Origin of the sequence: Leifsonia sp. McL0618 (genome assembly GCF_049994905.1) — a bacterium.
Taxonomy (GTDB): Bacteria; Actinomycetota; Actinomycetes; order Actinomycetales; family Microbacteriaceae; genus Diaminobutyricibacter.
In genome coordinates this window covers 3,999,879-4,026,564 of sequence record NZ_CP188258.1, presented here as the reverse complement: position 1 = coordinate 4,026,564, position 26,686 = coordinate 3,999,879, and the positions used below count along the sequence as shown (strand labels likewise).

Here is a 26,686-nt window from a genome sequence, read left to right as displayed (position 1 = left end):
TGAGCGTGCATCATTCGGTGCGAAGAGCGTCGATGGGAGCGAGCCGGGCGGCCCGCGAGGCCGGGTAGACGCCGAAACCGACGCCGATGCTGAGGGCGACCACCAGCGAGATGAGGATCGCTGTGGGTGAGATGACGACCGAGCTTCCGATGAGGCCCGGAAGGATGAGCGCCGTGACACTTCCGAGGACGGCGCCGAGCACTCCTCCGGCGAGACCGAGGATGCCCGCCTCGACGAGGAACTGCCGCCGGATGGCGCGCTGCGGCGCACCGAGCGCCTTACGGAGCCCGATCTCCCGCGTCCGCTCCGTCACCGACACGAGCATTATGTTCATGACGCCGATTCCGCCGACGAGCAGGGACAACGCTGCGATGCCGGTGAGCAGGATTGTCAAGGTGCGGTAGATGCTCGTCGCCGTCGTGACCAGCGCATCCTGGCTGTTGATGGTGAAGTCCGCTGCGGTGGCCGTGGTGATCCCGTGGTCGTTCAGCAGGATCTGGTCGGCCTCCTGGTAAGCGCCCGAAAGGGTGGACGGCGACGCCGCCTCGAGATAGATGGTGGAGACGCTCGCCGCGTTCGTCTGGCCGGCCAGGTCGGCCTGGGCGGTCGACAGCGGTACCACCGCGGTGTCGTCGAGGTTGCTCGACGAGTTCGACCCGGCAGAGGTGAGCACTCCGATGATGGTGAAGTTCTGGGAGCCGATGTCGACCGACTGGCCGACGACGTTGGTGTAGCCGAACAGCTCGGTCGCGGTAGTGGGTCCGAGCACGACGACCGGCGCACTGTTCGCCTCATCCGCCGCGGTGAAGAATCGCCCGTATGCGACGCTCCGTGCCCGCACCCCCAGCCAGTCCGGGGTCGTGCCTGAGACGGTCGTTGTCCAGTTCGTGCTGCCCGCGGTGAGTTCTTCCGACAGCGTCTTCACCGGTGCGACGCTGGCGATGTCCGGTGCGGACATCTTCGACTCGAGGGCACTCGCGTCGTTCTGCGTCAGGGTCGAACTCGTGCCGAAGCCGCCGCGCACCCCGGCCGTCGTCGTGCTGCTGCCGGGGGAGACGATGAGGAGGTTGCTGCCGAGCGCACTGATCTGGGCGCTCACATCCTTCTGCGTACCGAGGCCGAGGCCCACGGTCAGGATCACGGCGGCGATACCGATCAGGATGCCGAGTACGGTCAGCGAGGAGCGGAGCGAGTGGGCGCGGATGGCAGCCCAGCCCGAGTTGAAGGTTTCAGCCCAGTTCACGACCGCACCGCCTCATCCGCCTGGATTCGGCCGTCGTAGACGTGGACGATCCTGTCGGCGTTCGCAGCCACATCCGACTCGTGCGTGATCAGCACGATCGTGCGCCCCTGGGAGTGCAGTTCGCTGAACAGCGAAAGCACGTCGCGCGTCGCCGTGGAGTCGAGGTTGCCGGTCGGTTCGTCTGCGAGGAGGAGCGTCGGCTCGCCGACGAGGGCGCGGGCGACCGCCACGCGCTGCTGCTGGCCGCCGGACAGCTCGCCCGGTTTGTTGGCTGTGCGGTCGCCGAGACCCACCTGTTCGAGAGCCCGGATGGCGCGCTCGCGCCGCTCGTCGCGGTGCACACCCGCATAGACGAGGGGCAGCTCGACGTTGCGCAGGGCCGTGAGCGATGACAGCAGGTTGAACTGCTGGAAGACGAAACCGATACGGCGGTTGCGGATCACGGCGAGCTCGTCGTCGCCCAGTTTCGAGACGTCCTGGCCTGCGATCCGGTAGGAGCCCGCCGTCAGGTCGTCGAGGCAGCCGAGCACGTTCATGAGGGTCGACTTGCCCGAGCCCGACGGCCCCATGATCGCGACATATTCGCCGTCCTCGATCGTGAGGTCGATGCCGCGCAGCGCTTCGTACGAGATGGACCCCGTGTGGTAGACCTTGCCCGCCTCACGCAGTGCGATGACCGGGCTCGGCTGCAGCAGGTCGACCAGGTCGAGCTCAGCCTTTGCCATTGGTGCCTCCCAGGACTGCGCCGCCGCCGCCGAAGCCGCCGCCGCCGAATCCTGCGCCGCCGAACCCGCCGCCGCCCCCGAATCCGCCGGTTCCGCGGGTGCCGGTTCCCGTTCCTGTCCCGCCGCGGAGTGCCCCGATGTTGATCGTCACGGCGACCTGGTCGCCCGAGCTGAGGCCCTTGGTGATCTGGGTGACCTGGCCCACCGTCTGCCCGACGACCACGGGAGTCGTCACATCCTTGCCGCCGACGACCTTGGTCACCGTCGTCTGCGTGCCCGTCCGGTGGATCGCCGAAGCCGGCACGGTGAGAGCGGTCGGAAGCTGCTTGTAGACGATGGATGCGGTGGCAGTCACGCCGTCGTACAGGTTCGCGGGGCTGCCGGTGACGGCGACGACGACGGGGTAGGTCGCGGCACCGGTCGTGGAGGAGGGGAGCAGCCCGATCGACGAGACCGTTCCGAAGAACGAGGGGTTCTCGGTGGTCGAGAGCGTGACTTCGTTGCCGACGGCGATCTCGCCGACACTGGATGCGGGAACGTCGACGCTCACCTGCCAGGAGCCGGTGCTGACGACCGTGAAGTCGGCGGACGATGAAGACGACGACGCCGACGAGTTGCCCGACCCCGAGCCACCCGACCCCGAGCCACCCGAACCGGAGGACCCGAGCCCGCCCGAGCCGGATCCGCTCGACCCGGATCCGCTCGACCCGGACCCGCTCGACCCGCTGGACGACGATGCCGAGACCACGTCGCCCACAGCGACGTTGACGGCGGTGACCATGCCGGCGATCGGCGACTTCAGTGTCGTGGCGGCCGCTTCGGCCTGCGCGCTCTGCACGTTCGACTGGTCGAGCGTCACCGTCGAATCGTCTGCAGCGATCTGCGCCGCCGTGGCCGAACCGGACGCCTCGGCGGTGGACAGCTTCGCCTGGGCCTGGGCCAGGTTCGCCTGGGCATTGAGGAGGGCTGCGTTCGCTTCGGTCGTGTCGACCGTGCCGAGGACCTGCCCGGCGGTGACTTTGCTCCCGGCCTGCACGGCGACGGTCATCACCTGACCCGGGGCGCCGAAGTCGACGGCGTCGTTGACCGTCGGGGTCAGCGTCCCGGTGCCTGTAATGGTCTCTTTCAGCGCCTGGTCGCTGACCGCGACCGTACGCGAGATCGATGCTGCGACGGGTGTGGCCGTCAGTCTGCCGACGCCCCACCATGCCGCCGACGTGACGGCCGCGACGATCACAGCCGTTCCGGTGACGAGAACCCATGGCGGTATGGCTCTGAGGCGGCGAACGCGCATAGCGGGGTCCTTTCAACGACTGCAGAAGGACGTTACGGCGCTCGGATTCGCGGGATGTATGCGCGGGCTATGCATCGGCTTTGAACCGGATGGCTTTCTGCGAAGACTTCAAGGATCGGGTCCGTTCGGCGTTCGAGCTTTCAACTCACGCACCGGCCTGCTCGAGGGGCTCCCTCGGCTCGGTCGGTGCCCTGCGGAGCAGACCGTCCCCCGAGCGCGTGCCCGCCGGTCTCCCCACGCGATCCGTTGCGATCACGACGATCGACCGTTATCTTCGACTACGCCGAGAATCCACGCGAGGGTCGGCCCGAGGAGGAGCAATGTTCCAGGTTCGCGGGCGAGCGGTCGGCATCATCGGACTTGTCGGTGCGCTGTTTTTCGGGTTCTACTTCTTCGTACCGACCCTCTTCCCGAGGATGGAGGCGGTCGTCTACGCAGCGCGGCCAACGACGACGGAGATCGTCGCCGTCGGAGCCCAGTATCAGCAGCTGGTCACCTTCGGCACCTGGCTGCAGGCCACCGGCTCTGCCCTGTGCATCATCTTCTTCATCGGAGTCCTGTTCCTCACCGCCGCAAACGGAACGGCCCCCGGATACGTGGTCCTCTTCGGATCAAGTGTCCTCGTCGCACTAGTGCTTCTGGAGGGGGTGTTCACCCTGACCTGGGTGAGCGCCTCCACAGCGGGCGTCGCCACCAGCGCCCGGGTCGGCTTCGACCTCATGTCCCGGTTCATCCAGGTGTTCCCGCTTGTCCCGGCACCAGCGATCTACCTGCCGCTGGGCTACATCCTGCTGCGCACCGGCTTGTTGCCGCGGTGGCTCGCCTGGGTGGCGGCCGGTCTCGGCGCAGCATTCCTGCTGGTGGGCCTGCTCGAAGTGTTCGTGCCCTTCGCCCAGGCTTTTGCCGCCGGACTTGCCGGCCTCCAGGCGTTCTGGATCATCATCGCGGCCATCGTGCTCATCGCGCGCGGAGAGGCCCGCTCACTTCAGCCCTCAGCCGCCTCAGCGTAGCCCCGGAAGACCACCGAGGGAGCTGGGATAAAGCCCCCGGCTGACGCGCCAGTAACGGCAGCCGGTTGCCTCAGAGCCCAGGGCAGGTCCACAGGATGACCCGACGGTGCCATTGATCGAATCGGCTGCTGAATCCTAGAAGAACTCACTGTTGGATTCGATGAATCGCGCTGCCTAGCATCGAATTACACCCGGAACCCCGCCCCAGAAGCGAAGGCGACTCACGAGCAAGCAAACTTACAAACAATTTGTAAATTAGATTGATCAGAGTTAGAGTGGGCCAACGTCGTCCCCTGGGGTGGCGGAACCCAGCACTCTCAAACCCTCAAGGAGAGAAACGATGCCGTTTCATTCGTGGTCGCGCCGCTCGGTGCGACTGATTGCCACCGTGGCGACAGCGGGTCTCCTCGCTGTCGGACTGGCCGCCTGCTCCGCATCGAGCGGCGCACAGGGCTCACCGACCAAAGCGAATCTCACCTGGTGGGGCTGGACCCCCGACCAGGCTGTTGCGCAGAACGCGATCACCGAGTTCAACAAGCAGTACCCGAACATCCACATCACGTTCAAGAAGATCCAGGATGCGGACTATGCCGCCGCGCTTCGGCCGGCCCTGGCATCCTCGAGCGGTCCGGATGTGTTCAACCTCCTCGTGGGCGGTACGGGAGCCGCAGTGAAGACGTACGGCGTCGACGCTGTCGATCTGACCCCCGCAATGCAGAAGCTGCGTGGATCGGATTGGAAGACCGGCCTGTTCGAGGCCGGCGTCAAGGACTTCACGGTCGGCGGCCAGCTCAAGGCCGCACCCATCGGCAAAGTCGCGTCCGGCATGATGTGGGTCAACCTCGACCTCTTCAACAAGTACGGACTCAAGCCGCCGACGACCCTCCAGGAATGGGAGAGCGTCTGCAAGGTGTTCCGTTCCCACAACCTCGGCTGCTTCCGCGAAGGTGTCGACCCCGCGGGCTTCGAGCAGGACACCCTCCACACGATCGCCAACAGCGTCAAGCCCGGCTTCTATGAGGATGCCGTCGCTGGGAAGGCCAAGTGGACGGACCCCGCGATGGTTCAGACGCTCACGATCTGGAAGAACCTCCAGGGTCAGGGGATCCTCGACCCGGGTGCGCTGGGAATCCAGCAGTACCCCGACGTGAACAACGCGTTCCTCTCCGGTCAGGTGCCGATGGTGCAGATGGGCACCTGGTACCGCCAGTACACGCGCACGGACACGTTGAAGGCGGCCCTTCAGGGCGCTGGGGTCTCCGCGTCGACCAAACTCCTCACGATGGCGCCGGTTCCATTCCCGGATGTCGCAGGCAACGGCAACACGATCGCCGCGTTCAGCGACCCGGACTACGCACTCGCAGTGAACAAGAAGTCGCAGCACATCGCTGCGGCCGAGACGTTCGCAACCTGGCTGGGGGGAACGAAGGAGGGCCAGCAGGTCATCGCGAACAACCTCGATGAAGACCCGGTGCTCGCCGGCGTCACGCCCGACTACAAGAGCGTTCCGCTGGTGAACGCCGCGCTGCAGACACCCGGACTCGACTGGCTGTCGAAGTACACGTCGAACGTGACCGAAGCGCGACTGGCGAACATCTCGGGTCCGCTCGACCAGGCACTGCTCGACGCTGCGAGCACGGTGCTCGCAGGCAAAGCGACGCCCCAGCAGGCTGCGGCAACGCTGCAGTCGCAGGCGGCGTCAGGACAGTAATCAGGCGGTCGCGGGCCCCGGGTCACCCGGGGTCCGCGACCGGCTCAAGGAACGGAGAAATTCGACAATGGCGACGGTCACCACCCTTCCTCGCACCACTACCCTCAGTAAGCAACGATCCGGAGCCCTCCACGGCAATCGCGCAGCGAACTTCCTCTGGCTGCTTCCCGCACTCGCGGTGTCGGTTGCCCTCATCTACTTCTGCATCGGGTACACGGTCTACATCTCCTTGCTGAACTGGGATGGCGTGAGCCCCGACTCCGTGTTCGTCGGCCTCCACAACTACGCCAGGATGCTCGCGGATCCCGTCTTCTGGGGGAGCCTGCAGCACACCGTCCTCTTCTTCTTCGTCACGTTCTTCGGCCAGGCGCTGCTGGGCTTCGTCTTCGCAGTCCTCCTGCACTCGAAGCTCCGATTCGGCGTCCTGTACAAGATCATCGTCTTCGTCCCCGTCGTGATCGCCCCCGCTGCCATGGCGCCGATCTTCAGGGTCATGTTCACCCCGACCGGTCAGGTCAACCAGTTGCTGGAGGCGATCGGGCTCGGTGCTTTCCGGCAGCCGTGGCTCGGCCAGGAGAGCACGGCGCTTCCGATCATCATGTCGATCGCGATCTGGAGCGGAACGGGAATCTCGTTCATCCTCTACTTCGCGGCGATCGGCCAGATCTCCCCGGAGATCATCGAAGCCGCCCGGCTCGACGGGGCGGGTAACGCACGCATCGTTCGAAGCATCGTCTGGCCGAACCTGCGCGGGACGACCGTGGCGATCGCCATGCTCACGGCGATCGGAACGCTCAAGCTCTTCGACATCCCCCAGCTGGTGACCGCTGGCGGCCCCAACTATTCGACCGAATTCCTCGGCACGCTCATCTATCGCCAGGCGGTGCCCCTGAATGCCGTCGGCTACGCATCAGCCATCTCGGTCACGCTGCTCGTGCTCGCAGTCGCTGCTGCAATTCTCTTGAGACTCACCGGACGTGAAAGGGGTGCGCGTCGTGCTTGAAGCCCGTCGCTGGCCGGCCAAGCTGGTCCTTCAGATCGTGGCGACCCTCCTGGTCCTGCCCTTCTTGTTCCCGCTCGTGGCCATGGTGCAGGAATCACTGGCGGGCACCGGCTGGAACAACTACGCCACCGTTCTCGCCATCCCGGAACTTCCCGTGTTCTTCCGCAACAGCGTGATCATCGCTGTCGTGGTCATCGCCATCGTCTACGTCTGCACCATGACGGCCGCGTTCGCGTTCTCGAAGCTGCAGATCAGAGCGAAGGAGTTCTTCTTCTGGCTACTCCTCGCGGCACTCACTCTGCCCGAGGTCGTCATTCTCGCGCCCTTGTTCGCGACGGCCACGTCGCTCGGCGTCTACAACACGTTCATCGCGGTGATCCTCCCACTCGCGGCGCTGCAGATTCCGTTCACTGTGCTTCTCGCACGCAACTTCGTCGACGGGGTGCCGAACGAGCTGCTCGACGCATCCAGGGTGGATGGTGCGTCGACCTGGCAGGGCTTCCGTTACGTCGTCTGGCCACTCACTACGCCGATCGGCGCTGCGATCGTCGTGCTGACGCTCATCGGCACCTGGAACGACTACCTGCTTCCCCTCGTGTTCCTGCAGGACCCGGCGCTGCAGACGGTGACCCTCGTGCCGTCGTTCTTCGTCGGCGAGTTCAACAACGACCAGACGAAGGTCGTCGCGGCAGCCGTCGTCACCGCCATCCCCGAGATCCTCGCCTACCTGCTGCTTCAGCGGCTGTTCGAGCGTGGACTCTCGGCGGGTGCGCTGAAGTAGTCCCCGTAGATCCTTCACAAACGAAGCGGCGGGCCTCCCGAAGGAGGCCCGCCGCTTCGTCGTCTGACCGGGATGCGCCGGATCAGAGGTAGGCGTAGCTCACGAATGCCAGCCGCGAGCTGTCCGGCGACCAGGACGGAACGTTCATCGTCCCCTGCCCACCGAAGAGCTCCGCGAGCACACGCGTGGTTCCGTCGGAGAGGTCCATCACCTGCAGTGCGACGTCGTGGTCGCGGGGATGACCGTCGACGTCCCCGTCGTAGGCGATGAAGGCCATCCACCGCCCATCCGGTGAAACATGGGGGAACCAGTCCGCCGTCCCGGTTTCGAGCACGCGCTCGGGCTCGCCGCCGCCTGCCGGGATGCGCCAGATCTGCATGCGCCCGCTCCGGTCCGAGTTGAAGTAGATCCACTTGCCATCCGGCGAGTAGTCCGGGCCGTCGTCGAGATGCCGTGCGGTCGTGAGCCGCGTCTCCTCACCGCCGTCAGCGGGGATGACGAAGATGCCGTATGCGCCGTCACGCTCAGCGCAGTACGCCAGCGTCGAACCATCGGGAGACCAACCGTGCCAGTAGGACGGCGCATGGGCGGTGATGCGCTTCGGCTCGCCACCGTCCAGGGGCACCGTGTAGATCACGGATGCGCCGTCATCCTGAGACTGGTCGCTGATCGCGACCCGGGTGCCGTCTGGTGAGAGCCCGTGGTCGTTGTTGCACTTCGTGGCGAAACCGGTGTCGATGTGCTTCTCTTCGCCGCCGGTGGCCGGCATCGAGTAGAGAAGGCCTTCGCTGTTGTAGACGAGCCTGTCGTCGGCCGTCCAGTTCGGCGCTTCGATCCAGCGGTCGAAGACGTGGACGGCGCGGCGGTCGGCCGAGGCGACATCCACCGTCTCCAGGGTGCTGTACAACGTCGTAGCCGACGTTGTGCTGTACAACGTCGGCTCCGACGTCTCAGGGCTGCTGATCCGCACGTCGGAGAAGATCGCCGTCTCGACGACGTCGACATCGTGTGAGCACACGGCAAGGCCGACATAGTAGGCGCCGCTCATCGGCAGCAGAACGGAGCCGCCCGACGGCCTGCCGTCGACGAGAGCGGTCACCCGGTCGCCGCGGCGGACGATGCCGATACGCGTCGACGAACGTGTCGCCTGGATCTCGCGTGTGATCGCGCCGGGCTCCGCGCGGTACTGGAGGCTCGTGAGCCCGTCGCCATGGAGCGCGAAGTCGGCGTAGGCGGCGTCGGGTTCGAGGGCCTGGCGGATGACCAGGCACGCTTTCCGATGCGGATCGACGCCCGCGGCGGCGAACTCCACGGCCGCTTCGAGGGCGATGTCCCCCTCGACCCGTTTCCACAGGAAATGGAACTCGTCGCGGTCGAACCACATGTTGTATCCGGAACCCGTGACCGTGTAACGCTCTCCGTCGAAAGAGGCGTCGCCGGCAACCCGGACCGGCCCGATGTCCTGGTGGTCTTCGAATGCTCCGATAGTCGTAAGTAGTGTCATTGTGTAAGAATACAGGTAACTTACTTAGTGCGTGTAATAGAGATGCGATGTACAGAGGCAACATGACAATCGAGGCCGACCGGACGATTGAACGGTATGGTGTTCCAATGACCGGTGTCGGCCTAGTCCTCGTCCGCGAAGCGCTGGATGACAGGCTCACCGGCGCGATACTGCAGGAACTCGGTGACTCGCTGGCAGATGCCGACGTTCGCCTGGTGATGCGCGTCGTCGACAACCTCGAGGAAGAGCTGCGGGTCTACCAGACATGGAAGTCTACGGGCTCGGTGGACGCCGTCGCGCTGTTCGGACTCGCAACGGATGACAGCCGCATACCCCTTCTCCAGAGTCTCGACCTGCCGTTCGCGGCTCTCGCCGACGCGCAACAGGTCGACGGCTATTCCGCTGTCGTCTTCGACACGGCTGCCTCCGTCGAACTCCTGCGTCACCATCTCGCAGACGCCCCGCGCGGAAGAGTCATCTACGTCGCGGGTCCGGAGGGTGCGGTCATCCCCGACGGCCGCGTGGCGGCGCTCGAGCGGGCGGGCGCATCGCCGGCGATCGAGGTCATACGCTCTCGCCCCGGCACGATCGTCCAGGACGCTCTCGATGCCGTCGGGACCGAACGGACAGAGCTCATCGTCGACGGTGACGTCGCCGCCGTCGCCCTCGTCGCTGCTCTCGCCGCGAAGGGCAAGAGGGTGCCAGAGGATGTCGCAGTCCTCTGCTGGACCGACTCGGTGCTGTGCCAGAGCGCGCAGCCGATGATCACCGCAGTCAACCAGAGGGCGAGCGAGCTCGGCGCGCTCCTGGGCGACTGCCTCGTGCGTGCAGCAGCGAGCGAAGCCCCTGTGATCATCCGCGCGCCTGAGCCGTTCCTCGTGGTGCGGGAGAGTGCCTGATGACCGAACCCCTGGGGAGCCGCCGGATCGGCCCGTCGTCGGAGAACACGCGCAGCGCGATTCTGGACATGATTCGTTCCGGTGAGGTGGTCAGCCGCATCCAGCTCGCAGAGATGTCAGGCCTGACCGGCGCATCCATCACTCGCATCGTGAAGTCGCTCATCGCTGACGGGCTCGTGCTCGAGACCGGCTATGGCGACTCGACGGGCGGCAAGCGTCCCACCCTTCTCGAGCTGAATCGTCACGCGCGGTACGCCGTCGGGCTGTCGCTCGACGACACGCGGCTGACGTACGTCGTGACGGATCTCGCCGGCGCGACGGTCGGCAGGCTCGTCTCGCACGGAATCGAGCGGACGCCCCCGCACGACGTGATCGATCGGGTCGTACTGGAACTCGACGACCTCCTCGGCGAACTCGAGATCGATCGATCGGATGTGGTCGGCATCGGTGTCGCAGGAGCAGGCCTCGACATCCACAACCGGGCCGAGCGCGCATCCTTCAACGCCGCGGAGTGGGAGGCGTTCCCCGTGCGCGAAAGCCTCGAGGCCGCGACCGGAATGCCCGTCGTGCGTGAGAACGACGCCGCGTGCGCAGCGCTCGGCCAGTTCTGGGCCGGTCGAATCGCAGCGACCCAGGACTTCGCCACGGTATACATGGCGACAGGCTTCGGCTGCGGAATCATGGTGCAGGGCGCGCTGGCGCGTGGTGCTTCGTCCAATGTCGGGGAGATCGGGCACATGGTCCTCCAGTCCGACGGCCCGCCGTGCTGGTGCGGGTCACGAGGGTGTCTCGAGATGCTCGCCGCGCCCCGCAGCATCGTGCAGCGGGCGTTCGCGACGTCCGGCCTCGGCGCCGACCTCGGGCTGTCCGGCATCGATGACCGCGTCCGACAGGACTTCGCTGTGATCGCCCGTGCAGCGGTCAACGGGGATGCCCGGTGCGTCGCGCTCATCGAGGAATCCGCGAACTATCTCGCCCTGGCCCTTCTCTCGCTGGTCAACGTGCTCGACCTGGACCGGATCTATCTGGCGGGTCCGGGTTTCAGCGATGCCGGAGCGATCTACCTCCGCATCGTCCGCGACGTCGTCACCCGGCTGGCCCGCACACGGCATGTCCATGGCATCGAAGTGCTGCTGTCCGACCCTGTGCTGGATCCAGCGGCAGTCGGTGCAGCGACGCTTGCGCTGCAGCAGGCCCTGACGCCCCACGTGCGACCGAACCGGACGACCGTCAGCGCGTAGTCCCGCGTCCGCTTCACGAATGCGTCCGTCGTGGTGGTGTTCAGGCATTGCTTACCCTAAACTAACTAACACAACCTAAGAAAGTGTCCCAAGGAAGGGTACCCATCGTGACCATCCGGTCGATTCATCTCAACGTTGCGAACATCGAGCGATCCGTGGAGTTCTACACCGAGTTCCTCGGCGCGATTCCTGTGGGGGAGGCGACCACCGAGAGCGCCGAGCTCGACATGGTGACAGCGACGATCAAGTTCCACCGTGTCGACACCGGCAGCTCCGAGTGGGAACCCGACGACCTGCAGACGGGCTTCCGCCACGTGGGGTTCAAAGTCAGTGACCTGGACCTGTTGGTCGAGAATCTCCGTGCGGCCGGAACGCCTTTCCACCTCGATCCGCTCGACGCGGAAGGCGGGGTGAGGATCACCTTCTTCTACGACCCCGACGGCGTGCTCCTCGAACTCGTTGAGGGTCCGCTGCAGTACCACGAGGTCCTCGATGCAGAGGCGGTCGACCGCGACTGGGCCCTGGGCGATCCATCGCGCCCGCGATTCGACCATGTCGCCGAGACGGTCGCCGACCTGGCCGCGACAGAAGCCTTCTACCAGCCGCTCGGCTACGTCACCATGGCGGGACTCCACCAGCCGCACGACCCGCGCGGCTTCGAGATCGTCTTCCTTCGCTCGGGAGACAGCTCCCTTGAGGTCTTCTCGTTCAACAGTGCCGACACCCGACGGCGCACGCATGAGGGCACGGACCGGGGATTCGTCGCCGTCGAACTCGAGAAGGCGGCCCAGGGTGCTGTTGCTGCGCGCTCCCGCATGTCCGACGGGCGCCCTCTCGTGGCAGACCCGGACGGCCTGTTCCACGTGGGAGCACCTGCATGAGCAGGCTGTCGTCGCGCCCGCTCGGCATGACCGGACTCGAGGTCTGCGAAGTGACGGTCGGCGGCGCACCCCTCGGCAGCATGCCGGACAACTTCGGTTACGAAGTCGCTGAGCGCGACGCCGTCGAACTCGTGCGCTCGGTGCTCACGAGCGAACTCCGATCGATCGACACGGCCAACGGCTACTCGAACGGGCGGAGCGAGCTCCGCATCGGGCGGGCGCTGGCCGAGAACGGCGGGCTGCCCGACGACTTCCTCCTCACGACGAAGGTCGATGCGGCCGGACGCGACTACTCGGGTGACCGCGTCCGTGCATCCCTGCGGGAGAGCAGGGAACGACTCGGTGTACCGCTGAGGGTCGTGCACCTGCACGACCCGGAGTTCTTCCACTTTTCTGAGCTGACGGCGCGAGACGGCGCGGTGGCCGCGCTCGTCGATGCCCGCGACCGCGGTGAGGTCGAGCACATCGGGCTGGCGGGCGGTGATGTCCACGAGATGCGCCGGTATCTTGATCTCGGCGTGTTCGAAGTGCTGTTGGTGCACAACCGCTGGACCCTCGTCGACCGGAGCGCAGGCGAGCTGATCGAGGCGGCCCTGGAGCGTGGAATCGGCGTCGTCAACGCGGCGGTGCTGGGCGGCGGCATCCTCGCCGATCCGTCAGGCAGATCGACCCGCTACGGCTACCGCGACGCCCCGGAGGAGTTGCTTCGGGCGATCAGCGGGATGCGTCGGGTCTGCGAACTCTACGGCACCGATCTCGCGACAGCCGCCATCCGGTTCTCGGTTCGCGACCCTCGGCTGGCGACGACGATCGTCGGCATCAGCCGGCCGGAACGAATCGACGCGACGGTCACGGCAGCGACCGCAGACCTGCCTGAGGATCTCTGGGCCGAGCTCGAGGCGTTGCTGCCCGACCGGACCAGCTGGCTCGACTTCCGCGCCGCGTGAAGCGAATCCACGACCTGACGAACACCATCCCGAACGGAGCATTGAAATGGACAGGACTGATTTTCCCGACGACTTCGTCTGGGGCACCGCGACTGCCGCCTACCAGGTCGAAGGCGCGACACGTGTCGACGGCCGGGGTGCCAGCATCTGGGACACCTTCACCCGGCGACCCGGGGCCATCGTCGGCGGCGACACCGGCGACATCGCCGATGACCACTACCACCTCTTCCGCGACGATGTCGCCCTCATCCGTGACCTGGGTCTCGACGCGTACCGGTTCTCGATCGCGTGGCCGCGCATCCAGCCGGATGGCCGCGGAGCTTCGAACCAGGCCGGAATCGACTTCTACCGTCGCCTCGCCGAGAACCTGCTCGAGAACGGCATCACGCCCTGGGCGACCCTGTACCACTGGGATCTCCCGCAGACGCTCGAGGACGCCGATGGCTGGATGAACCGCGAGACCGCGTACCGGTTCGCCGACTATGCAGGGCTCGTCGCCGAACAGCTCGGCGACGTGATCGGCAACTGGATCACGCTGAACGAGCCATGGTGCTCCTCGTTCCTGAGCTACGCGGGCGGGGACCACGCACCCGGCCGCCACGAGGGGACCGCTGCGGCACGGGCGGCGCACCATCTGCTCCTGGGGCACGGTCTCGGGCTGTCTGCCATCCGCGCCGCGCGACCGGAGGCGACGGCGGGCATCACGCTCAACCTCTACTCGGTGGTTCCGGCGAGTCCCTCCGACGCCGACGTCGACGCAGCACGGCGCATCGACGGGCTCGCCAACCGCTTCTTCCTCGACCCGGTGCTGCGTGGCAGCTATCCGGAAGACGTGCTCGACGACCTCGGCCAGACCGACTGGTTCGCCGAGCATGCGCCCTCCGACGATCTCGCCCTCATCTCGGCGCCGATCGACTTCCTGGGCATCAACTACTACAGCCGGCACACCACCCGGGCCGGCGCGCCGTCTTCGCGACCGAGCGCGAACCCCGGCAGTGAGTTCGTCGAGATGGTCGACACGGGTGCCGAGCGCACCCAGATGGGCTGGGAGATCCATCCCGACGGAATGATCGACGTGCTGGCGATGGCGCACGAAATCGCCCCGGAACTCCCGTTGTACATCACCGAGAACGGTGCCGCCTATGCGGACGTCGTACTCCCCGACGGTTCCATCGACGACACCGAGCGCCTTGCCTATATTCATGACCACATCGCTGCGGGCGCCGAAGCGATCCGGCAGGGCATCCCGTTGCAGGGATACTTCGTCTGGTCGTTGATGGACAACTTCGAGTGGGCGTGGGGCTATTCGCGCCGGTTCGGAATCGTCCACGTCGACTATGAGACGCAGAAGCGCACTCCGAAGGCGAGCGCCTACTGGCTCGCCGGGATGCTGGATGGCGCACTCAGCGCCGAGGTCATGGTGTGAGCGTGACGACACCGCTGCGCACGCGACAGCTTCACGATGCATGGATCGTCACGCCGGAATACGGCCCGATTCCCGACCGTGTCGTTGCGGCGGGCGGGATACCGGCCCAGGTGCCCGGCGTGGTGCACACCGACCTGCTCGCGGCGGGCCTCATCGAAGACCCGTACGTCGGCCTGAACGAGCGCGCGCAGGAGTGGATCGGCAGCACGTCGTGGATCTACCGCACCGAGTTCGTGTGGGGCGACGACGAGCGCGACGAACGTACCGACCTCCACTTTCACGGGTTGGACACGGTCGCCACGGTGCTGCTCAACGGTGAAGCCGTGTTGTTCGCACAGAACCAGCATCGCGGGTACCGGGTGCCCGTCGCCGACCGGCTCCGTACCGGCGTCAACCGGCTCGAGGTGCGTTTCGGCGCCCCCGTTCCCGAGGCGGATCGCCGAAGCCTCGAGCTCGGCTATCGACCCCACGTCAACCATCATCCGTACAACGCACTGCGCAAGATGGCCTGCAGCTACGGCTGGGACTGGGGCCTCGACACGGCCACCTCGGGCATCTGGCGACCGGTCGCTCTCGAGACCTGGAGAACCGCGCGATTCGATTCGGTTTCCGTCTCCTCCCTGGTGGAAGGAACCGACGGCGTGGTGACGGTGAAGGTCCGTCTCGACCGCACGGGTGCCGAGACGGTGAAGGTGCGTGTGAGTGCGGCCGGAGCATCCGTGGATGCCGACGTCACCGGACGGGAGGCCGAGCTGACCCTCCGCATCGGCGATGTCCCGCTGTGGTGGCCGCACGGTTACGGCGACCAGCCCCTTGTCGACCTCACCGTCGAGCTCCGGTACGGCGATGGCCTTCTGGATGTGGACGAGCGCCGAATCGGTTTCCGCACCGTTCGGCTCGACACGGAGCCGGACGATGCGGGCACCCCGTTCCGGATCGTCGTCAACGATCGGGCCATCGCCGTCAAGGGCGTCAACTGGATACCCGACGACGCCTTTCCGAGCCGCGTCACCAAGGACCGGGTGGGCAAGCGGTTGCAGCAGGCCGTCGACGCCAACGTGAACCTCGTCCGCGTGTGGGGCGGAGGGATTTTCGAGAGCGACGACTTCTACGAGACGGCAGACGAACTCGGCCTGCTGGTCTGGCAGGACTTCCTGCTCGCGTGCGCCGCATACTCCGAGGAGGATCCCCTCCGGTCCGAGATCGAGGCGGAAGCACGGGAGAATGTCGCGCGTCTCAGCTCGCACGCGGCGCTGGTCGTGCTCAACGGCAACAACGAGAACACCTGGGGTTACGAGGACTGGGGATGGAAGCCACGGCTGGAGGGCAAGACGTGGGGTGCTTACTACTACGACACCCTGTTCCCTTCCATCGTGAACGAGTTGGCGCCCCACGTCGGATACACCCCGGGCAGCCCGTTCTCTCCGGACACGTCACGGGCGCCCAACGATCCTGAGCACGGGACCGTGCACATCTGGGATCTCTGGAACCAGAAGGACTACCCCCATTACCGCGACTACCGGCCGCGCTTCGTCGCGGAATTCGGATGGCAGGGCCCACCCACGTGGTCGACGCTCACGCGTGCGATCACCGATCAGCCGATCACCCCGGAATCGCCGGCCATGCTCGTGCACCAGAAGGCCGCCGAGGGAAACGTCAAACTCACCGACGGGCTCGTGCATCACCTCCCGCTCCCCAACACGATGCCGGAGTGGCACTGGGCGATGAGCCTGAACCAGGCCGTCGCGATCCGCACGGCGATCGGCTGGTTCCGGTCGTTGCAGCCGCGGTGCATGGGCACGATCCTCTGGCAGCTGAACGATTGCTGGCCTGCCGTCTCGTGGGCGGCGATCGACGGCGACGGGCGTCGCAAGCCGCTCTGGTACGCGATGCGCGATGCGTACAGTCCGCGTCTGGTCACCGTCCAGCCCGAGGGGGATCGTCTCGAAGTCGCTGTGGTCAATGACACGGCCGATCGGTGGGACGCAACGGTGACGATTTCGCGACGCGCGCTGCGCGGGGAGGTGATCTGCGAGTCCGAAGCCACCATCACGGTCGAGCCGTGGGGCGCTGTCCGCGTGCCCATCGACAACGCGGTGGCTGCGCCGGGTGAGCCGGCGGGAGAGTTCCTGGTCGCCGCGGTCGACGGGCGGCGTGGGTTCTGGTGGTTCGTCGAACCACGCGATCTCAAGCGCCTCACGCCGTCGTTCGCTGCCCGGGCCTGGCGCATCCACGGAGGCGTTCAGATCAGCGTCGTCGCGCACACGCTCGTGCGCGAGGTCTCCGTGCTGGCCGACATCGTCTCCCCCGAGGCGGAGGCCGATCGGATGCTCGTCGATCTGCTTCCCGGGGAGGTGGGGGTGTTCACCGTGCGCTGCGCTGCCGAGATCGAGCCGGAGCTCTTCCTCGACGCTCGCGTTCTTCGCCATCTGGGACAGCTGGTGAGCGACGACGGGGACGACGCCGAATCACCGTCGATCGGGCACCCGGTTCTCCGCGATGCTGTTGCCGCCGTCGACTGAGATCACCTGCCCGGTGACGTAGGAGGAACCGGGCGAGGCCAGCCACGCGACCGCCGAGGCGACCTCCGCCGCAGTTCCGCTCCGCCGCAGCGGAACCAGCTGACCTTCGGCGGCCTCGGAGGGGAGCTGGGACCCGGTCGCGATCCATCCCGGGGCGACGGCGTTGGCGGTGACCCCGTACTTCGCTTCGTCGACGGCGAGCGCCCTGGTCAGCCCCGCCACGCCGGCCTTCGCGGCAGCGTACGCGACATCGGCCCGCGCTGCCATCACCGCACCCGTGATGCTGGACACGTTGACGATGCGGCCCCAGCGGGCAGCGCGCATCCCTGGAATCACCAGGCGAGTGAGCAGAAAGGTGCTCGTCAGGTTGATGTCGAGGCTTTTCGCCCAGTCCGCGAATCCGCTGGTGATATCGCCCGAGGGCATGTCGTCATCGGTCACGCTGATCATTCCTGCGTTGTTCACGAGGATCGCGGGTTCGAGAGACGCCGCGGCGAGGTCGTCGCCGAGCCGTCCCGCGGCGTCCTCGGTGTCGAGGCGAGCGACGAAAGACGTCGCATCGATGCCGTCGCGCCGCAGCTCTGCGGCCCTCTCATGGATGCGCTCCGTGGTCGACGTGATCGCGATGCGCGCGCCCAGGCTCCCCAATGCGCGGGCAGCGGCCATCCCGATGCCTGTCGCGCTGCCGGCTCCGCTGATGAGCGCAAGCCGTCCCCGGAGGTCGAAGGCTGAGGGAAGCGGGTTGCCCGCGGCGTTGGTCATACCGTCACGCTAGCTTCCACGACGGCGATCTCGCGGAGGCCGGGCATGCAGGCGCGGAGGGGTCTGCCTCAGGATCCGCTGGACGTCACCACGCGCGGAGGGGTCTGCCTCAGGATCCGCCGGACGTCACCACAGGCGGCTGGGCGCCGCCGGGGGCCGGCGCGGGTGCGGGAGCCGGCGCGCGAGCGGCAGGTGCGGGAGCCGGTGCGGCGGTCGGCGACGGGGCAGGAGGCGCCGTCGTCACAGCGGGAGTCGGGACGGGAGCCGGTGCTGGGGTCGGAGCGGGCGTCAGCCGGACGGTCGCGCGTCGTGCGGCCGCGGCGGCCGAAGCATTTTCGGAATCCTTCCACAGGACGCCGGATGTGATGATCGCCGCGGCCACGCTCGTGACGCCGATGGCAGCGGTGACCGTCGACGCAATGCGATGGCCTTTGGTCCGTGTGCTCACTGATCTGCCCCTCTCGTGCCGGTCCGGGTGCTGAGCTGTCACTTCAGCATTACATAGACGGCCTGCGAGAGTCGCGCGGTGTGTGCCATGACGCGGCGATTCCGATGGGTCCCTGAAAGAACTGCAATGATTCTGATGCTGCTCACGGGAACCGTGGGCCGAACCGAACCGAACCGAACCGGGAGACAGAGCATCTGATGGACGCGTATTTCGAACGACTCGATGGTGACCGGTACCGGCCCACCCTGCACGCCGGCGGAGCGTGGAACGATGCCGAAATCCATTTCAGCCCGCTCGGCGGCCTCATCGTGCACGCGATCGACCTTCACCGCGCCGCGAAGTCGCCGGACAGCAAGCAACTCGCCCGCATCAGCTTCGACATCCTCGGCTTTCTGGCTGCCGACGACTGCACGGTCAGGGTCGAGACGATCCGGCCGGGACGCACCATCGAACTCGTCGAGGCGAGTGTCTCGATCGGCGGCCGTACCGCCGTCCTGGCACGGGCGTGGTTCATCGACGTCGTCGACACGACTTCGGTGATCGGCGGGGCACCCGAGGCGCTCCCTGGGCCGGACGACCTGAGCCGGTGGCCGATGGACGACACGTGGCCGGGAGGGTACATCGATTCGCTCGAGGTGCGACCGCTAGGCCCGCCCTCGCCGGGCCGCACCACGGCATGGCTCGGAACCGACACCCGGCTCGTCGACGGTGAGGACGCATCCCCGCACGCGTCGTTCATCGCCCTGGTCGACACGGCCAACGGCATCGCGGTGCGACAGCCGCCCACGGCGTGGGTGTACCCCAACCTCGACCTGACCATCCACCTGTACCGTCAACCGGAGGGCTCCTGGGTCGGCCTCGACACCACGGTCACGTTCGGCCCCGCGGGCCACGGCCTGACCAGCAGCGTGTTGCACGACACGACGGGACCCGTCGGTCGCGCGGAGCAGATCCTGACCATCCGTCCCGCGACCCAGGAGGATCCGGCCTGAGCTCTGCCCGGGCTGTTTCATGGAACATCTGGCGATGCTCGAAAGCGCCGACGACCCGGGCAGCACGACGGACTGGAAAGAGCACGTCACCGACGAGGAGTATGCGGGCGCGCATCCGGGATGATGTCTTCATGAGACTGAGCGACATCACCGCCCCGGAGACCGCGGCCACCCGCGCCGCGCTCGAGGTCGCGACCGAGTACCACACGCCCTCACTCCTGAACCACGTGCAGCGCACCTGGTTGTGGGCGGTCGCCTTCGCGCAGGTCCGGGGACTCGAGCCTGACCATGAGCTGCTCTACGTCGCTGCGATTCTTCACGATCTCGGCATCGTTCCCGAGTTCGACAACCACACGCTCGCTTACGAGGATGCCGGCGGCCACGTCGCGATCGCACTCACCGCCGGCGCCGGCTGGGCCGCCGAACGCCGCGTGCGCGTCCACGACGTGATCGTGCGGCACAACTGGCCCGAGGTCGATCCGGCGTTCGACGTCGAGGGGCACCTGCTCGAGATCGCCACCGCGCTCGACATCTCCGGCGCGCGCTCCGACGACCTTCCGCTCGACCTGCGGCGTGAGGTGCTCGCCCGGTACCCGCGCGGGCAACTGGCCGCCGAGTTCACGGCGTGCGTGACCGACCAGGCCGCCCGAAAGCCGGACACCGCCGCACGCCGCCTGGTCGACGGAGGGGTGGCGCGCAAGCTCCGGGAGAATCCGCTCGAACGCTTGTGAGGCTGACCCACCGGCGCCACCCGGCGGCGATTTGCATCCACTAGCCATTTTTGAGCAATAGATCGCTGCAGCTCAGCCCTTCGGCGACAGCACGATCTCCTCCGCCTCGATGCCGTCGTCGGCCGAGAGCTCCAGGTCGCGGTCGAACACCCGCCGCACCGAGTTGCCGGCCAGGTCCTCGAGCCGCGCGTCCACGCGAAGCCTCCGGTCGGTGCCGCGCGCCGAAGGCGTGAAGACCCACACACGCGCATCCTGATCGAGTGACGCCTCTCCGGCCACCGGATGGCCGTTCCCGTCGACCACGCGCAGGTGCCGCTCCACCAGTGTCCGGTCCAGTGGCCGGTCGAAACGCACGACCAGGGGGCCCATCGGATCCTCCGGCCAGCGCACCTCCCACTGGGTCGGGTCGATGCGCGAGCGAACCGGTGCCCCGACGCGATAGGTGCGACGCGCGGCTCCGACGAGCTGTGCTCCCTCGGCATCGCGGAGACCGGCATCGACGAAGAGGGTGATCGTGCTGCCCTCGCGGAGCGGCGCTCCCGCCTGCACATTCGGCTGGAGCCCCCGCTTGATGCGACCGGGTTCCAGCAGGACGGTGAGCCGGCGACGCCGCCGGTCCCAGAGTTCCGGCGGCATCTCCAGGAGCGTTCCCGGCATGACGGCTCCGGTCTCATCGAGCACGTGAACGTGTCCGGCGGCGGACCCCTCGTCCATGACTGACGAGAAGGTCACCGAGAACCGCAGCAGGTTCTCCGGCACCCATTCGGTCGGCGGATCGATCGTTTCGACGACGGTGCGGGGTGTGAGATCGGCGGCAGGGATGCTGACCCGCGCCAGTTCGCGCCACGCCTCCCCCGCATCCGCTCGCCCGACGACCACATACGTGGTTCCCGGCACCGCGGCGAAACGCGGCGTGAACTCCGCGTCATCCCCGGATCGCTCCCAGGTGCCGGCTGTCGTGACGAGACCGGGCCCGAGGCTGAGCGCGCCGGCCGGAACGAGCGCCAGCGCATCCGCAAGCCCGGGACCGCGGACGACGACGGTTCCGTTATGCCATTCCGCCCGGATGCCGGTCAGAGTTCGTCCGCGCGGAACGTGCGGAGGTCGGTGTCGTCACCGTGATGCTGAACGACGACGACGCTCTCCCGGTCGAGGTTCGCCATCCACGTGACCCCGGGGTGCGGGAGACTCTCACGCGGAACCCCGAGAGACGCATCCGGCTCAGACGCGGGCACAGCGAGTGGACCCTGGGCGGCGACTGCCGCCGCCGGAATCTTCAGCAGCGGATGCCGTGTGTTGGAGACCAGCAGGAATTCCTCGCCGTCGCGGTCGTAGGTGACCAGGCTGAACGGCTGGTTCATCGGGCCCAGTTCGGCGACCGTGCGCCCGCGCACGACTCCCTCTCCACGCAACTGGTCGAGCGAGAAATGCACCACCGGGGTGCAGGTGTAGGAGGCGAGGATGCTCGACCCTCCGTCGAACGCGGTGAGGGCGCGAATCGGCGACTGCGTCTCATATTTGCCATGATCGACATGGAAGATCTCGACCGACGTCCCGGTCGCCGAGCCGTCGAACGGATACGCGACCCGGCGCAGGCGTGAGCTGAACTCCTCGTTGCTGAGGCCCGCCACGAACAGCGATCCGCCGACCCACGCGAGGTCGGTGATCGTCGAACGCTGGGCAGGAACCATTGCGATGTTCAGCGTCACGCCGTGGATCTCCCGTGGCTGTGACGTCGATTCATTGCCGTCGAGCCAGTAGTCCATGCGCTCATCCTCAGCGGCGGGGGCGTCGTCGAGCTCGAACGAGGTGACCGGCAGGTCTTCGAGTTCGACGACGCTCAGCTCACCGTCCGTTCCGGCGCGCACCAGCACCGGGGCCGCCTCCGGCCCGCGACCGCGAGCCACCGACAGGTAGACCGCGTGCGAGGTGGGATGGACGGTCATTCCCCGGATAACCGCATCCTCCCGTTCGACTCCGAGCAGCGAGGCGATCTTCGTTCCGAGCTTCTCGACAGTGACCTCGGTCCCGGCCGCCGGCGCTTCGGCCGGAAGCTCGAAGGCCAGGATGGTCGCCCGCGCGACGTCGGCGACGAAAAGCACCGCAGTGCCGTCGGATGAGGCGACTGGGGCGAAGAGAACGGGCCCCGCAGAGAGCAGGGTGGACGTGGCAGTGGTAGGCATGTTTTCAGAATACGCAGCCTGCTTCGAACAACCTGAACGCAGCTGCGCTCACTCAGAGCCAACCGGGCTCACACTCCGGCAGGGGTACTCACTTCCAGGCGGCGCGCTCACGTTCGTGGGGCGCGTAGACGAGCTGGGATGCGGGCGCGTCGAAGGTCTGCACCGGCCGCCGCGAACTCCACTTCTCCCATCCGGGGTCGCCGCTTTTCACGAACCGGACCCAGGCGCCGTGCATGTCGTCCGCGAGCTGTTGCGGTGCTTCGACGCCGGCCATCGCAACGACGTCGGGGGAGTCCAGCCGATCGAACACGAACCCGAGCTCCATCGCGTGTGCCGCGCCCAGAGCTTGCACCGTGCTCGACCAGCTGAACTCGTAGACGTAGGTTTCCGCCATGCGGGTGAGGCGCGCATCCGCGATTCTGTTCAGCGGCAGCCGCAGGATGATGTCGGTCGCGAGCACCCCGAACAGCTCGCCTCGCGATGCCCCGGGGTGCGCCGCCTTGTACGCGTCGAGGATGCGCCGCGAAATGCGGAACCTGACGCGCGCAGCCGCGAACAGGGGCGCGGTGATCTTCGACATGAGGCCGGTCGGCACGAACCACAGCCGGTATTCCTCAGTGTTCGAGCCGATGAGCAGAGGGATGCGGTCCCCGGCTCCGGCCAGCACGGCGCGAAGCGGGTCGGTCGGCACCAGGTCGTCGCCGATCGCGATCGAGAACGATACGCCACCGGTGATCGGCGTCGACCCCGCGGTCACCGCCTGCTGGGTGGCGACGAGTTCGGATGCGTCCCGCGCAGCGAAGGTGGCGCGTGACGCCGGGATTCCCAGCCGTTTCGCCATCAGCCCGGAGATCTTCGCCGCCTTCGCCCGGGGTAAGGCGGCAGGCAGGCCGCTCTGCAGGATCATCCGTGCGAACAGTCCGCTGACCTTCCGGTTCGCCAGAAGCGTGCCGAGCAGGATCGCGCCGGCCGACTCGCCGGCGACGGTCACGCGGGAGGGATCGCCGCCGAACACTCCGATCTCGGCCTGCACCCAGCGCAGGGCGGCGACGACATCCTGCAGTCCGAGGTTGAGCGGGGCTTCGCCGATGACCGAGAACCCTTCGGCGCCCAGCCGGTAGTTGATGGACACGAAGACGACTCCGTCACGGGCGAACGCGGTGCCGTCGTAGATGTCGAGCGCGTTGGCTCCGTGCACGAGCGAACCGCCGTGCACCCAGACCATCACCGGCAGGTCGCTGCCGCCGCTCGGTGCCCACACGTTCAGGTTGAGGTATTCGTCGCCCGGGATCTCGACGCTCGGCAGCAGTGTGCGGAGCGCGCCGCTGTATGGCGCCTGCGGTGCGGTCGGGCCGAAGGAGGTCGCGTCGCGGACCTCCGTCCATCCCGGATGCGGGGTCGGGCCGGCGAACCGCCGGGCACCGACCGGGGCGGCCGCGTACGGGATGCCCAGGTAGCGGTCGACACCGTCGGACGACGTGCCCTCGATGGGGCCGGAGGAGATCGTGATCGCCATGTCCGGAGCCTAGCCGCCGCCCCCGCTGCGGCTACGCGTTGCGGGGGAAGCCGAGGTTGATGCCGCCGTGGCTGGGGTCGAGCCAGCGGGAGGTGATCGCCTTCTCGCGGGTGAAGAAGTCGACCCCGCGCGTGCCGTACGCCTTGGCATCGCCGAACAGGGAGTCCTTCCAGCCGCCGAACGAGTGGTAGGCGACCGGCACCGGGATGGGCACGTTGATGCCGATCATTCCGACCTGCACCTCGCGCTGGAACCGGCGGGCGGCGCCGCCGTCGTTGGTGAAGATCGCGGTGCCGTTGCCGTAACGGCTGGCGTTGATGATGCCGAGACCCTCGTCGTAGCCGGAGACCCGCACGACCGAGAGCACCGGCCCGAAGATCTCGTCGATGTAGACCCGGGAGCCGGTCGACACATTGTCGATGAGTGTCGGGCCGAGCCAGAAGCCTTCGGCCGCTCCGTCGGGCACGACATCGCGTCCGTCGACGACGACCGTCGCGCCGTCCGCGACGGCGATATCGATGTAGCCCGCCACCTTGTCGCGATGCGCCTCGGTGATCAAGGGCCCCATGTCGCAGGCGCGGCGCCCGTCACCGGTCGTGAGCCCGGCCATCCGCGTCGTGATCTTCGAAACCAGTTCGTCCGCGATCGTGTCGACGGCCAGCACGACACTGATGGCCATGCACCGTTCGCCGGCCGAACCGAAGCCGGCGTTCACGGCCGAGTCCGCGACCAGGTCGAGGTCGGCATCCGGAAGCACCAGCATGTGGTTCTTCGCCCCCCCGAGCGCCTGCACCCGCTTGCCGGCCGCGGTCCCGGTCTCGTACACGTAGCGTGCGATCGGGGTCGACCCGACGAACGAGATCGACTGCACGTCCGGATGGACGAGCAGTGCGTCGACGGCCTCCTTGTCGCCGTGCACGACGTTGAGCACCCCGTCGGGGAGACCTGCCTCCTGCATCAGCTTCGCCAGCCAGATCGATGCAGACGGGTCTTTCTCACTCGGCTTCAGCACGACCGTGTTGCCGGCCGCGATCGCGATCGGGAAGAACCACATCGGCACCATCGCCGGAAAGTTGAACGGGCTGATGATTCCGACGACCCCGAGCGGCTGGCGCAGCGAGTAGACGTCGACCCCGGTCGACACGTTCTCCGAATACTCGCCCTTCGCCAGGTGTGCGATCCCCGCCGCGAAGTCGACGACTTCGAGCCCGCGCGCGATCTCGCCCAGCGCATCCGACAGGACCTTCCCGTGTTCGGCGGTGAGGATCTGTGCGAGCTCCTCCTTGCGGGCGTTCAGCAGCTCGCGGAAGGCGAAGATCACAGTCTGCCGCTTCGCCCACGACGAGCCGCCCCACTCGCCGAAGGCCGCGAGAGCGGACGCGACTGCCGTGTCGACATCGGCCGCGCTGCCGAGCCGCACATCCTTCGTCGATGTGCCGAGCGCCGGGTCGTAGACCGGCTGCGTGCGGGCGGAGACGCCGGCGGCTTCACGGCCGTCGATCCAGTGGTTGATGATGTCGGTCATGGTCAGACCCTTTCGATTGACGTGAGCACCTCGTCGTATGCGGCCATCGCTTGCGCGACCTCGTCGGCGGTGACGACGCACGGCGGCACGACATGGATGCGGTTGTCCTGGATGAACGGAATGACGCCGCGTTCGAGCAGCCCGGCTTTGATGCGCCCCATCGTCGCCGCCGGCACGGGTTCGCGCGCCTCGCGATCGGCGACGAGCTCGATCGCCCAGAAGACTCCCTCACCGCGCACTTCACCGACGAGCGGATGTGCGGACGCGAGGTTCGCGAGCGCCGGCCCGATCGCATCCGAGCCGATCTGCGCCGCGTGGGCGACGATCCCCTCGCTTTCCATCGCATCGAGCGCAGCGACGATCGAGGCCATCGCAAGCGGATGCCCGCTGTAGGTGAGGCCGCCCGGAAAGACCCGCTCGTCGAAGTCGCTCGCGATCGCATCGGGGATGATCACACCACCGACCGGCACGTAACCGGAGTTCACACCCTTGGCGAACGTGATCAGGTCTGGACGGATGTCGTACCCGTCGAAAGCGAACCACCGGCCTGTGCGACCGAAACCGGCCATGACTTCGTCGAGGATGACGAGGATGCCGTGCTGGTCGGCGAGCGCCCGCACCCCCGCGAGATAGCCGGGCGGTGGCACCAGGATGCCCGCCGTGCCCGGAACCGTCTCGAGGACGATGGCGGCGATCGTCGCCGGCCCTTCGCTCTCGATCACCCGGCGCAGGTGGGTCAGTGCACGCTCGGATTCCTGCTCGGGGGTCTGCGCCCAGAACTCGCTGCGGTAGAGGTAAGGCCCGAAGAAGTGCACATGACCGCGCGCGAACTCGTTCGGCACACGACGCCAGTCGCCGGTGGCGACGATGGCCGCGCCGGTGTTGCCGTGGTACGAGCGATAGGTCGAGAGCACCTTGTCACGCCCGGTGTGGAGGCGGGCCATGCGGATCGCGTTCTCGTTCGCATCCGCCCCGCCGTTGGTGAAGAACACCTTGTTGAAGCCGTCGGGTGCGTGCGAGACGATACGTCTCGCCGCCTGTCCGCGGGTCAGATTCACCGTGGCCGGCGCGATGGTGGTCAGGATCCCGGCCTGCTCGCGGATCGCGGCTACGACCGCCGGATGCTGGTGGCCGATGTTCAGATTGACCAGCTGGCTGGCGAAATCCAGGTATCGGCGTCCGTCGAAATCCCAGACCGTGGTGCCGCTTCCACCGGCGATCGCGAGCCCGGTGAACGGCCCTTGCGCCGACCAGGAGTGGAAGACGTGGGCGCGGTCGAGCTGCTGGGCGAGGTCGCCGTCTGCGTGGTCGAGAGGCGTGGGGTCGAGGGGTGCGTTCATTG

23 protein-coding genes are annotated in these 26,686 nt (G+C 67.2%); 12 read left to right on the top strand and 11 right to left on the bottom strand.

Annotation, left to right across the window (positions count from 1 at the left end):
* Positions 1-10: 10 nt before the first annotated feature.
* From ACPPVQ_RS19310 to ACPPVQ_RS19300, 3 genes are read right to left on the bottom strand one after another with little or no spacing between them, the layout of a single operon-like run.
* Complete coding sequence (locus ACPPVQ_RS19310; protein WP_426516955.1) at positions 11-1,243, bottom strand: ABC transporter permease; 1,233 nt, start codon at positions 1,241-1,243, stop codon at positions 11-13.
* Positions 1,240-1,968 carry an ABC transporter ATP-binding protein gene (locus ACPPVQ_RS19305; RefSeq protein WP_426516953.1) on the bottom strand — a complete coding sequence of 243 codons (729 nt, stop codon included), beginning with the start codon at positions 1,966-1,968 and terminating at the stop codon, positions 1,240-1,242. Before ACPPVQ_RS19305 ends, ACPPVQ_RS19310 begins: the two co-directional genes overlap by 4 nt.
* Positions 1,955-3,262, bottom strand: a complete 1,308-nt coding sequence (locus tag ACPPVQ_RS19300; RefSeq protein ID WP_426516952.1) for an efflux RND transporter periplasmic adaptor subunit — start codon at positions 3,260-3,262, stop codon at positions 1,955-1,957. The genes ACPPVQ_RS19305 and ACPPVQ_RS19300 overlap by 14 nt, the downstream gene beginning before the upstream one ends.
* Positions 3,263-3,582: 320 nt before the next feature.
* On the opposite strand from ACPPVQ_RS19300, the gene ACPPVQ_RS19295 reads away from it, so the two are divergent.
* From ACPPVQ_RS19295 to ACPPVQ_RS19280, 4 genes are all read left to right on the top strand, one after another.
* Positions 3,583-4,272, top strand: coding sequence for a hypothetical protein (locus tag ACPPVQ_RS19295; RefSeq protein ID WP_426516950.1), 690 nt, complete (start codon positions 3,583-3,585; stop codon positions 4,270-4,272).
* 340 nt (positions 4,273-4,612) lie between these two features.
* Positions 4,613-5,983, top strand: a complete 1,371-nt coding sequence (locus ACPPVQ_RS19290; protein WP_426516948.1) for an ABC transporter substrate-binding protein — start codon at positions 4,613-4,615, stop codon at positions 5,981-5,983.
* Between the two features lie 67 nt (positions 5,984-6,050).
* The gene (locus tag ACPPVQ_RS19285; RefSeq protein ID WP_426516946.1) at positions 6,051-6,986 is read left to right on the top strand and encodes a carbohydrate ABC transporter permease; all 936 of its coding nucleotides are present in this window, start codon (positions 6,051-6,053) and stop codon (positions 6,984-6,986) included.
* Complete coding sequence (locus ACPPVQ_RS19280; RefSeq protein WP_426516944.1) at positions 6,979-7,767, top strand: carbohydrate ABC transporter permease; 789 nt, start codon at positions 6,979-6,981, stop codon at positions 7,765-7,767. Before ACPPVQ_RS19285 ends, ACPPVQ_RS19280 begins: the two co-directional genes overlap by 8 nt.
* Positions 7,768-7,849: 82 nt before the next feature.
* On the opposite strand, the gene ACPPVQ_RS19275 is transcribed toward ACPPVQ_RS19280, so the two are convergent.
* Positions 7,850-9,271, bottom strand: a complete 1,422-nt coding sequence (locus ACPPVQ_RS19275) for a TolB family protein (RefSeq protein ID WP_426516942.1) — start codon at positions 9,269-9,271, stop codon at positions 7,850-7,852.
* Positions 9,272-9,378: 107 nt separating this feature from the next.
* On the opposite strand from ACPPVQ_RS19275, the gene ACPPVQ_RS19270 reads away from it, so the two are divergent.
* From ACPPVQ_RS19270 to ACPPVQ_RS19245, 6 genes are all read left to right on the top strand, one after another.
* Entirely contained in the window at positions 9,379-10,170 is a 792-nt protein-coding gene (locus ACPPVQ_RS19270) for a substrate-binding domain-containing protein (protein WP_426516940.1), read from the top strand.
* Positions 10,170-11,411 (top strand): ROK family protein, encoded by a 1,242-nt coding sequence (locus ACPPVQ_RS19265; RefSeq protein WP_426516938.1) that lies wholly within the window; start codon positions 10,170-10,172, stop codon positions 11,409-11,411. The genes ACPPVQ_RS19270 and ACPPVQ_RS19265 overlap by 1 nt, the downstream gene beginning before the upstream one ends.
* 107 nt (positions 11,412-11,518) lie before the next feature.
* On the top strand, positions 11,519-12,292 hold the full coding sequence (locus tag ACPPVQ_RS19260; RefSeq protein ID WP_426516936.1) for a VOC family protein: 774 nt from the start codon (positions 11,519-11,521) through the stop codon (positions 12,290-12,292).
* A complete protein-coding gene (locus ACPPVQ_RS19255) occupies positions 12,289-13,239 on the top strand; it encodes an aldo/keto reductase (RefSeq protein WP_426516934.1) in 951 nt (316 codons plus the stop codon). The genes ACPPVQ_RS19260 and ACPPVQ_RS19255 overlap by 4 nt, the downstream gene beginning before the upstream one ends.
* Before the next feature lie 46 nt (positions 13,240-13,285).
* Positions 13,286-14,665: a GH1 family beta-glucosidase gene (locus tag ACPPVQ_RS19250; protein WP_426516932.1), complete on the top strand. Its 1,380-nt coding sequence runs from the start codon at positions 13,286-13,288 to the stop codon at positions 14,663-14,665.
* A 2-nt stretch (positions 14,666-14,667) separates the two neighbouring features.
* Entirely contained in the window at positions 14,668-17,187 is a 2,520-nt protein-coding gene (locus tag ACPPVQ_RS19245; protein WP_426516930.1) for a glycosyl hydrolase 2 galactose-binding domain-containing protein, read from the top strand.
* On the opposite strand, the gene ACPPVQ_RS19240 is transcribed toward ACPPVQ_RS19245, so the two are convergent.
* Together ACPPVQ_RS19240 and ACPPVQ_RS19235 are read right to left on the bottom strand one after the other, a co-directional pair.
* Positions 17,134-17,949 carry an SDR family NAD(P)-dependent oxidoreductase gene (locus ACPPVQ_RS19240; RefSeq protein ID WP_426516928.1) on the bottom strand — a complete coding sequence of 272 codons (816 nt, stop codon included), beginning with the start codon at positions 17,947-17,949 and terminating at the stop codon, positions 17,134-17,136. The two genes, ACPPVQ_RS19245 and ACPPVQ_RS19240, sit on opposite strands and share 54 nt — an antisense overlap.
* Before the next feature lie 109 nt (positions 17,950-18,058).
* On the bottom strand, positions 18,059-18,397 hold the full coding sequence (locus tag ACPPVQ_RS19235) for a hypothetical protein (protein ID WP_426516927.1): 339 nt from the start codon (positions 18,395-18,397) through the stop codon (positions 18,059-18,061).
* Positions 18,398-18,594: 197 nt separating this feature from the next.
* Between ACPPVQ_RS19235 and ACPPVQ_RS19230 the strand changes: the two genes are divergently transcribed.
* Positions 18,595-19,389, top strand: a complete 795-nt coding sequence (locus ACPPVQ_RS19230) for a thioesterase family protein (protein ID WP_426516925.1) — start codon at positions 18,595-18,597, stop codon at positions 19,387-19,389.
* 131 nt (positions 19,390-19,520) lie between these two features.
* Positions 19,521-20,120, top strand: coding sequence for an HD domain-containing protein (locus ACPPVQ_RS19225; RefSeq protein WP_426516923.1), 600 nt, complete (start codon positions 19,521-19,523; stop codon positions 20,118-20,120).
* 72 nt (positions 20,121-20,192) lie between these two features.
* On the opposite strand, the gene ACPPVQ_RS19220 is transcribed toward ACPPVQ_RS19225, so the two are convergent.
* From ACPPVQ_RS19220 to ACPPVQ_RS19200, 5 genes are all read right to left on the bottom strand, one after another.
* Positions 20,193-21,017, bottom strand: a complete 825-nt coding sequence (locus ACPPVQ_RS19220) for a hypothetical protein (protein ID WP_426516921.1) — start codon at positions 21,015-21,017, stop codon at positions 20,193-20,195.
* 176 nt (positions 21,018-21,193) lie between these two features.
* A complete protein-coding gene (locus ACPPVQ_RS19215; protein ID WP_426516919.1) occupies positions 21,194-22,303 on the bottom strand; it encodes a hypothetical protein in 1,110 nt (369 codons plus the stop codon).
* Between the two features lie 88 nt (positions 22,304-22,391).
* On the bottom strand, positions 22,392-23,819 hold the full coding sequence (locus ACPPVQ_RS19210) for a carboxylesterase/lipase family protein (protein WP_426516917.1): 1,428 nt from the start codon (positions 23,817-23,819) through the stop codon (positions 22,392-22,394).
* A gap of 31 nt (positions 23,820-23,850) precedes the next feature.
* Positions 23,851-25,344 (bottom strand): CoA-acylating methylmalonate-semialdehyde dehydrogenase, encoded by a 1,494-nt coding sequence (locus ACPPVQ_RS19205; protein ID WP_426516915.1) that lies wholly within the window; start codon positions 25,342-25,344, stop codon positions 23,851-23,853.
* Between the two features lie 2 nt (positions 25,345-25,346).
* A complete protein-coding gene (locus tag ACPPVQ_RS19200) occupies positions 25,347-26,684 on the bottom strand; it encodes an aspartate aminotransferase family protein (RefSeq protein ID WP_426516913.1) in 1,338 nt (445 codons plus the stop codon).
* Positions 26,685-26,686: the final 2 nt, after the last annotated feature.

What these genes read in the sequence shown, in the direction of transcription:
- ACPPVQ_RS19265 (WP_426516938.1), top strand. Translation starts at nt 10,170, where the DNA reads ATGACCGAACCCCTGGGGAGCCGCCGGATCGGCCCGTCGTCGGAGAAC.
- ACPPVQ_RS19305 (WP_426516953.1), bottom strand. Translation starts at nt 1,968, where the DNA reads ATGGCAAAGGCTGAGCTCGACCTGGTCGACCTGCTGCAGCCGAGCCCG.
- ACPPVQ_RS19275 (WP_426516942.1), bottom strand. Translation starts at nt 9,271, where the DNA reads ATGACACTACTTACGACTATCGGAGCATTCGAAGACCACCAGGACATC.
- ACPPVQ_RS19230 (WP_426516925.1), top strand. Translation starts at nt 18,595, where the DNA reads ATGGACGCGTATTTCGAACGACTCGATGGTGACCGGTACCGGCCCACC.
- ACPPVQ_RS19225 (WP_426516923.1), top strand. Translation starts at nt 19,521, where the DNA reads ATGAGACTGAGCGACATCACCGCCCCGGAGACCGCGGCCACCCGCGCC.
- ACPPVQ_RS19250 (WP_426516932.1), top strand. Translation starts at nt 13,286, where the DNA reads ATGGACAGGACTGATTTTCCCGACGACTTCGTCTGGGGCACCGCGACT.
- ACPPVQ_RS19295 (WP_426516950.1), top strand. Translation starts at nt 3,583, where the DNA reads ATGTTCCAGGTTCGCGGGCGAGCGGTCGGCATCATCGGACTTGTCGGT.
- ACPPVQ_RS19215 (WP_426516919.1), bottom strand. Translation starts at nt 22,303, where the DNA reads ATGCCTACCACTGCCACGTCCACCCTGCTCTCTGCGGGGCCCGTTCTC.
- ACPPVQ_RS19285 (WP_426516946.1), top strand. Translation starts at nt 6,051, where the DNA reads ATGGCGACGGTCACCACCCTTCCTCGCACCACTACCCTCAGTAAGCAA.
- ACPPVQ_RS19255 (WP_426516934.1), top strand. Translation starts at nt 12,289, where the DNA reads ATGAGCAGGCTGTCGTCGCGCCCGCTCGGCATGACCGGACTCGAGGTC.
- ACPPVQ_RS19270 (WP_426516940.1), top strand. Translation starts at nt 9,379, where the DNA reads ATGACCGGTGTCGGCCTAGTCCTCGTCCGCGAAGCGCTGGATGACAGG.
- ACPPVQ_RS19210 (WP_426516917.1), bottom strand. Translation starts at nt 23,819, where the DNA reads ATGGCGATCACGATCTCCTCCGGCCCCATCGAGGGCACGTCGTCCGAC.
- ACPPVQ_RS19290 (WP_426516948.1), top strand. Translation starts at nt 4,613, where the DNA reads ATGCCGTTTCATTCGTGGTCGCGCCGCTCGGTGCGACTGATTGCCACC.
- ACPPVQ_RS19205 (WP_426516915.1), bottom strand. Translation starts at nt 25,344, where the DNA reads ATGACCGACATCATCAACCACTGGATCGACGGCCGTGAAGCCGCCGGC.
- ACPPVQ_RS19200 (WP_426516913.1), bottom strand. Translation starts at nt 26,684, where the DNA reads ATGAACGCACCCCTCGACCCCACGCCTCTCGACCACGCAGACGGCGAC.
- ACPPVQ_RS19240 (WP_426516928.1), bottom strand. Translation starts at nt 17,949, where the DNA reads ATGACCAACGCCGCGGGCAACCCGCTTCCCTCAGCCTTCGACCTCCGG.
- ACPPVQ_RS19300 (WP_426516952.1), bottom strand. Translation starts at nt 3,262, where the DNA reads ATGCGCGTTCGCCGCCTCAGAGCCATACCGCCATGGGTTCTCGTCACC.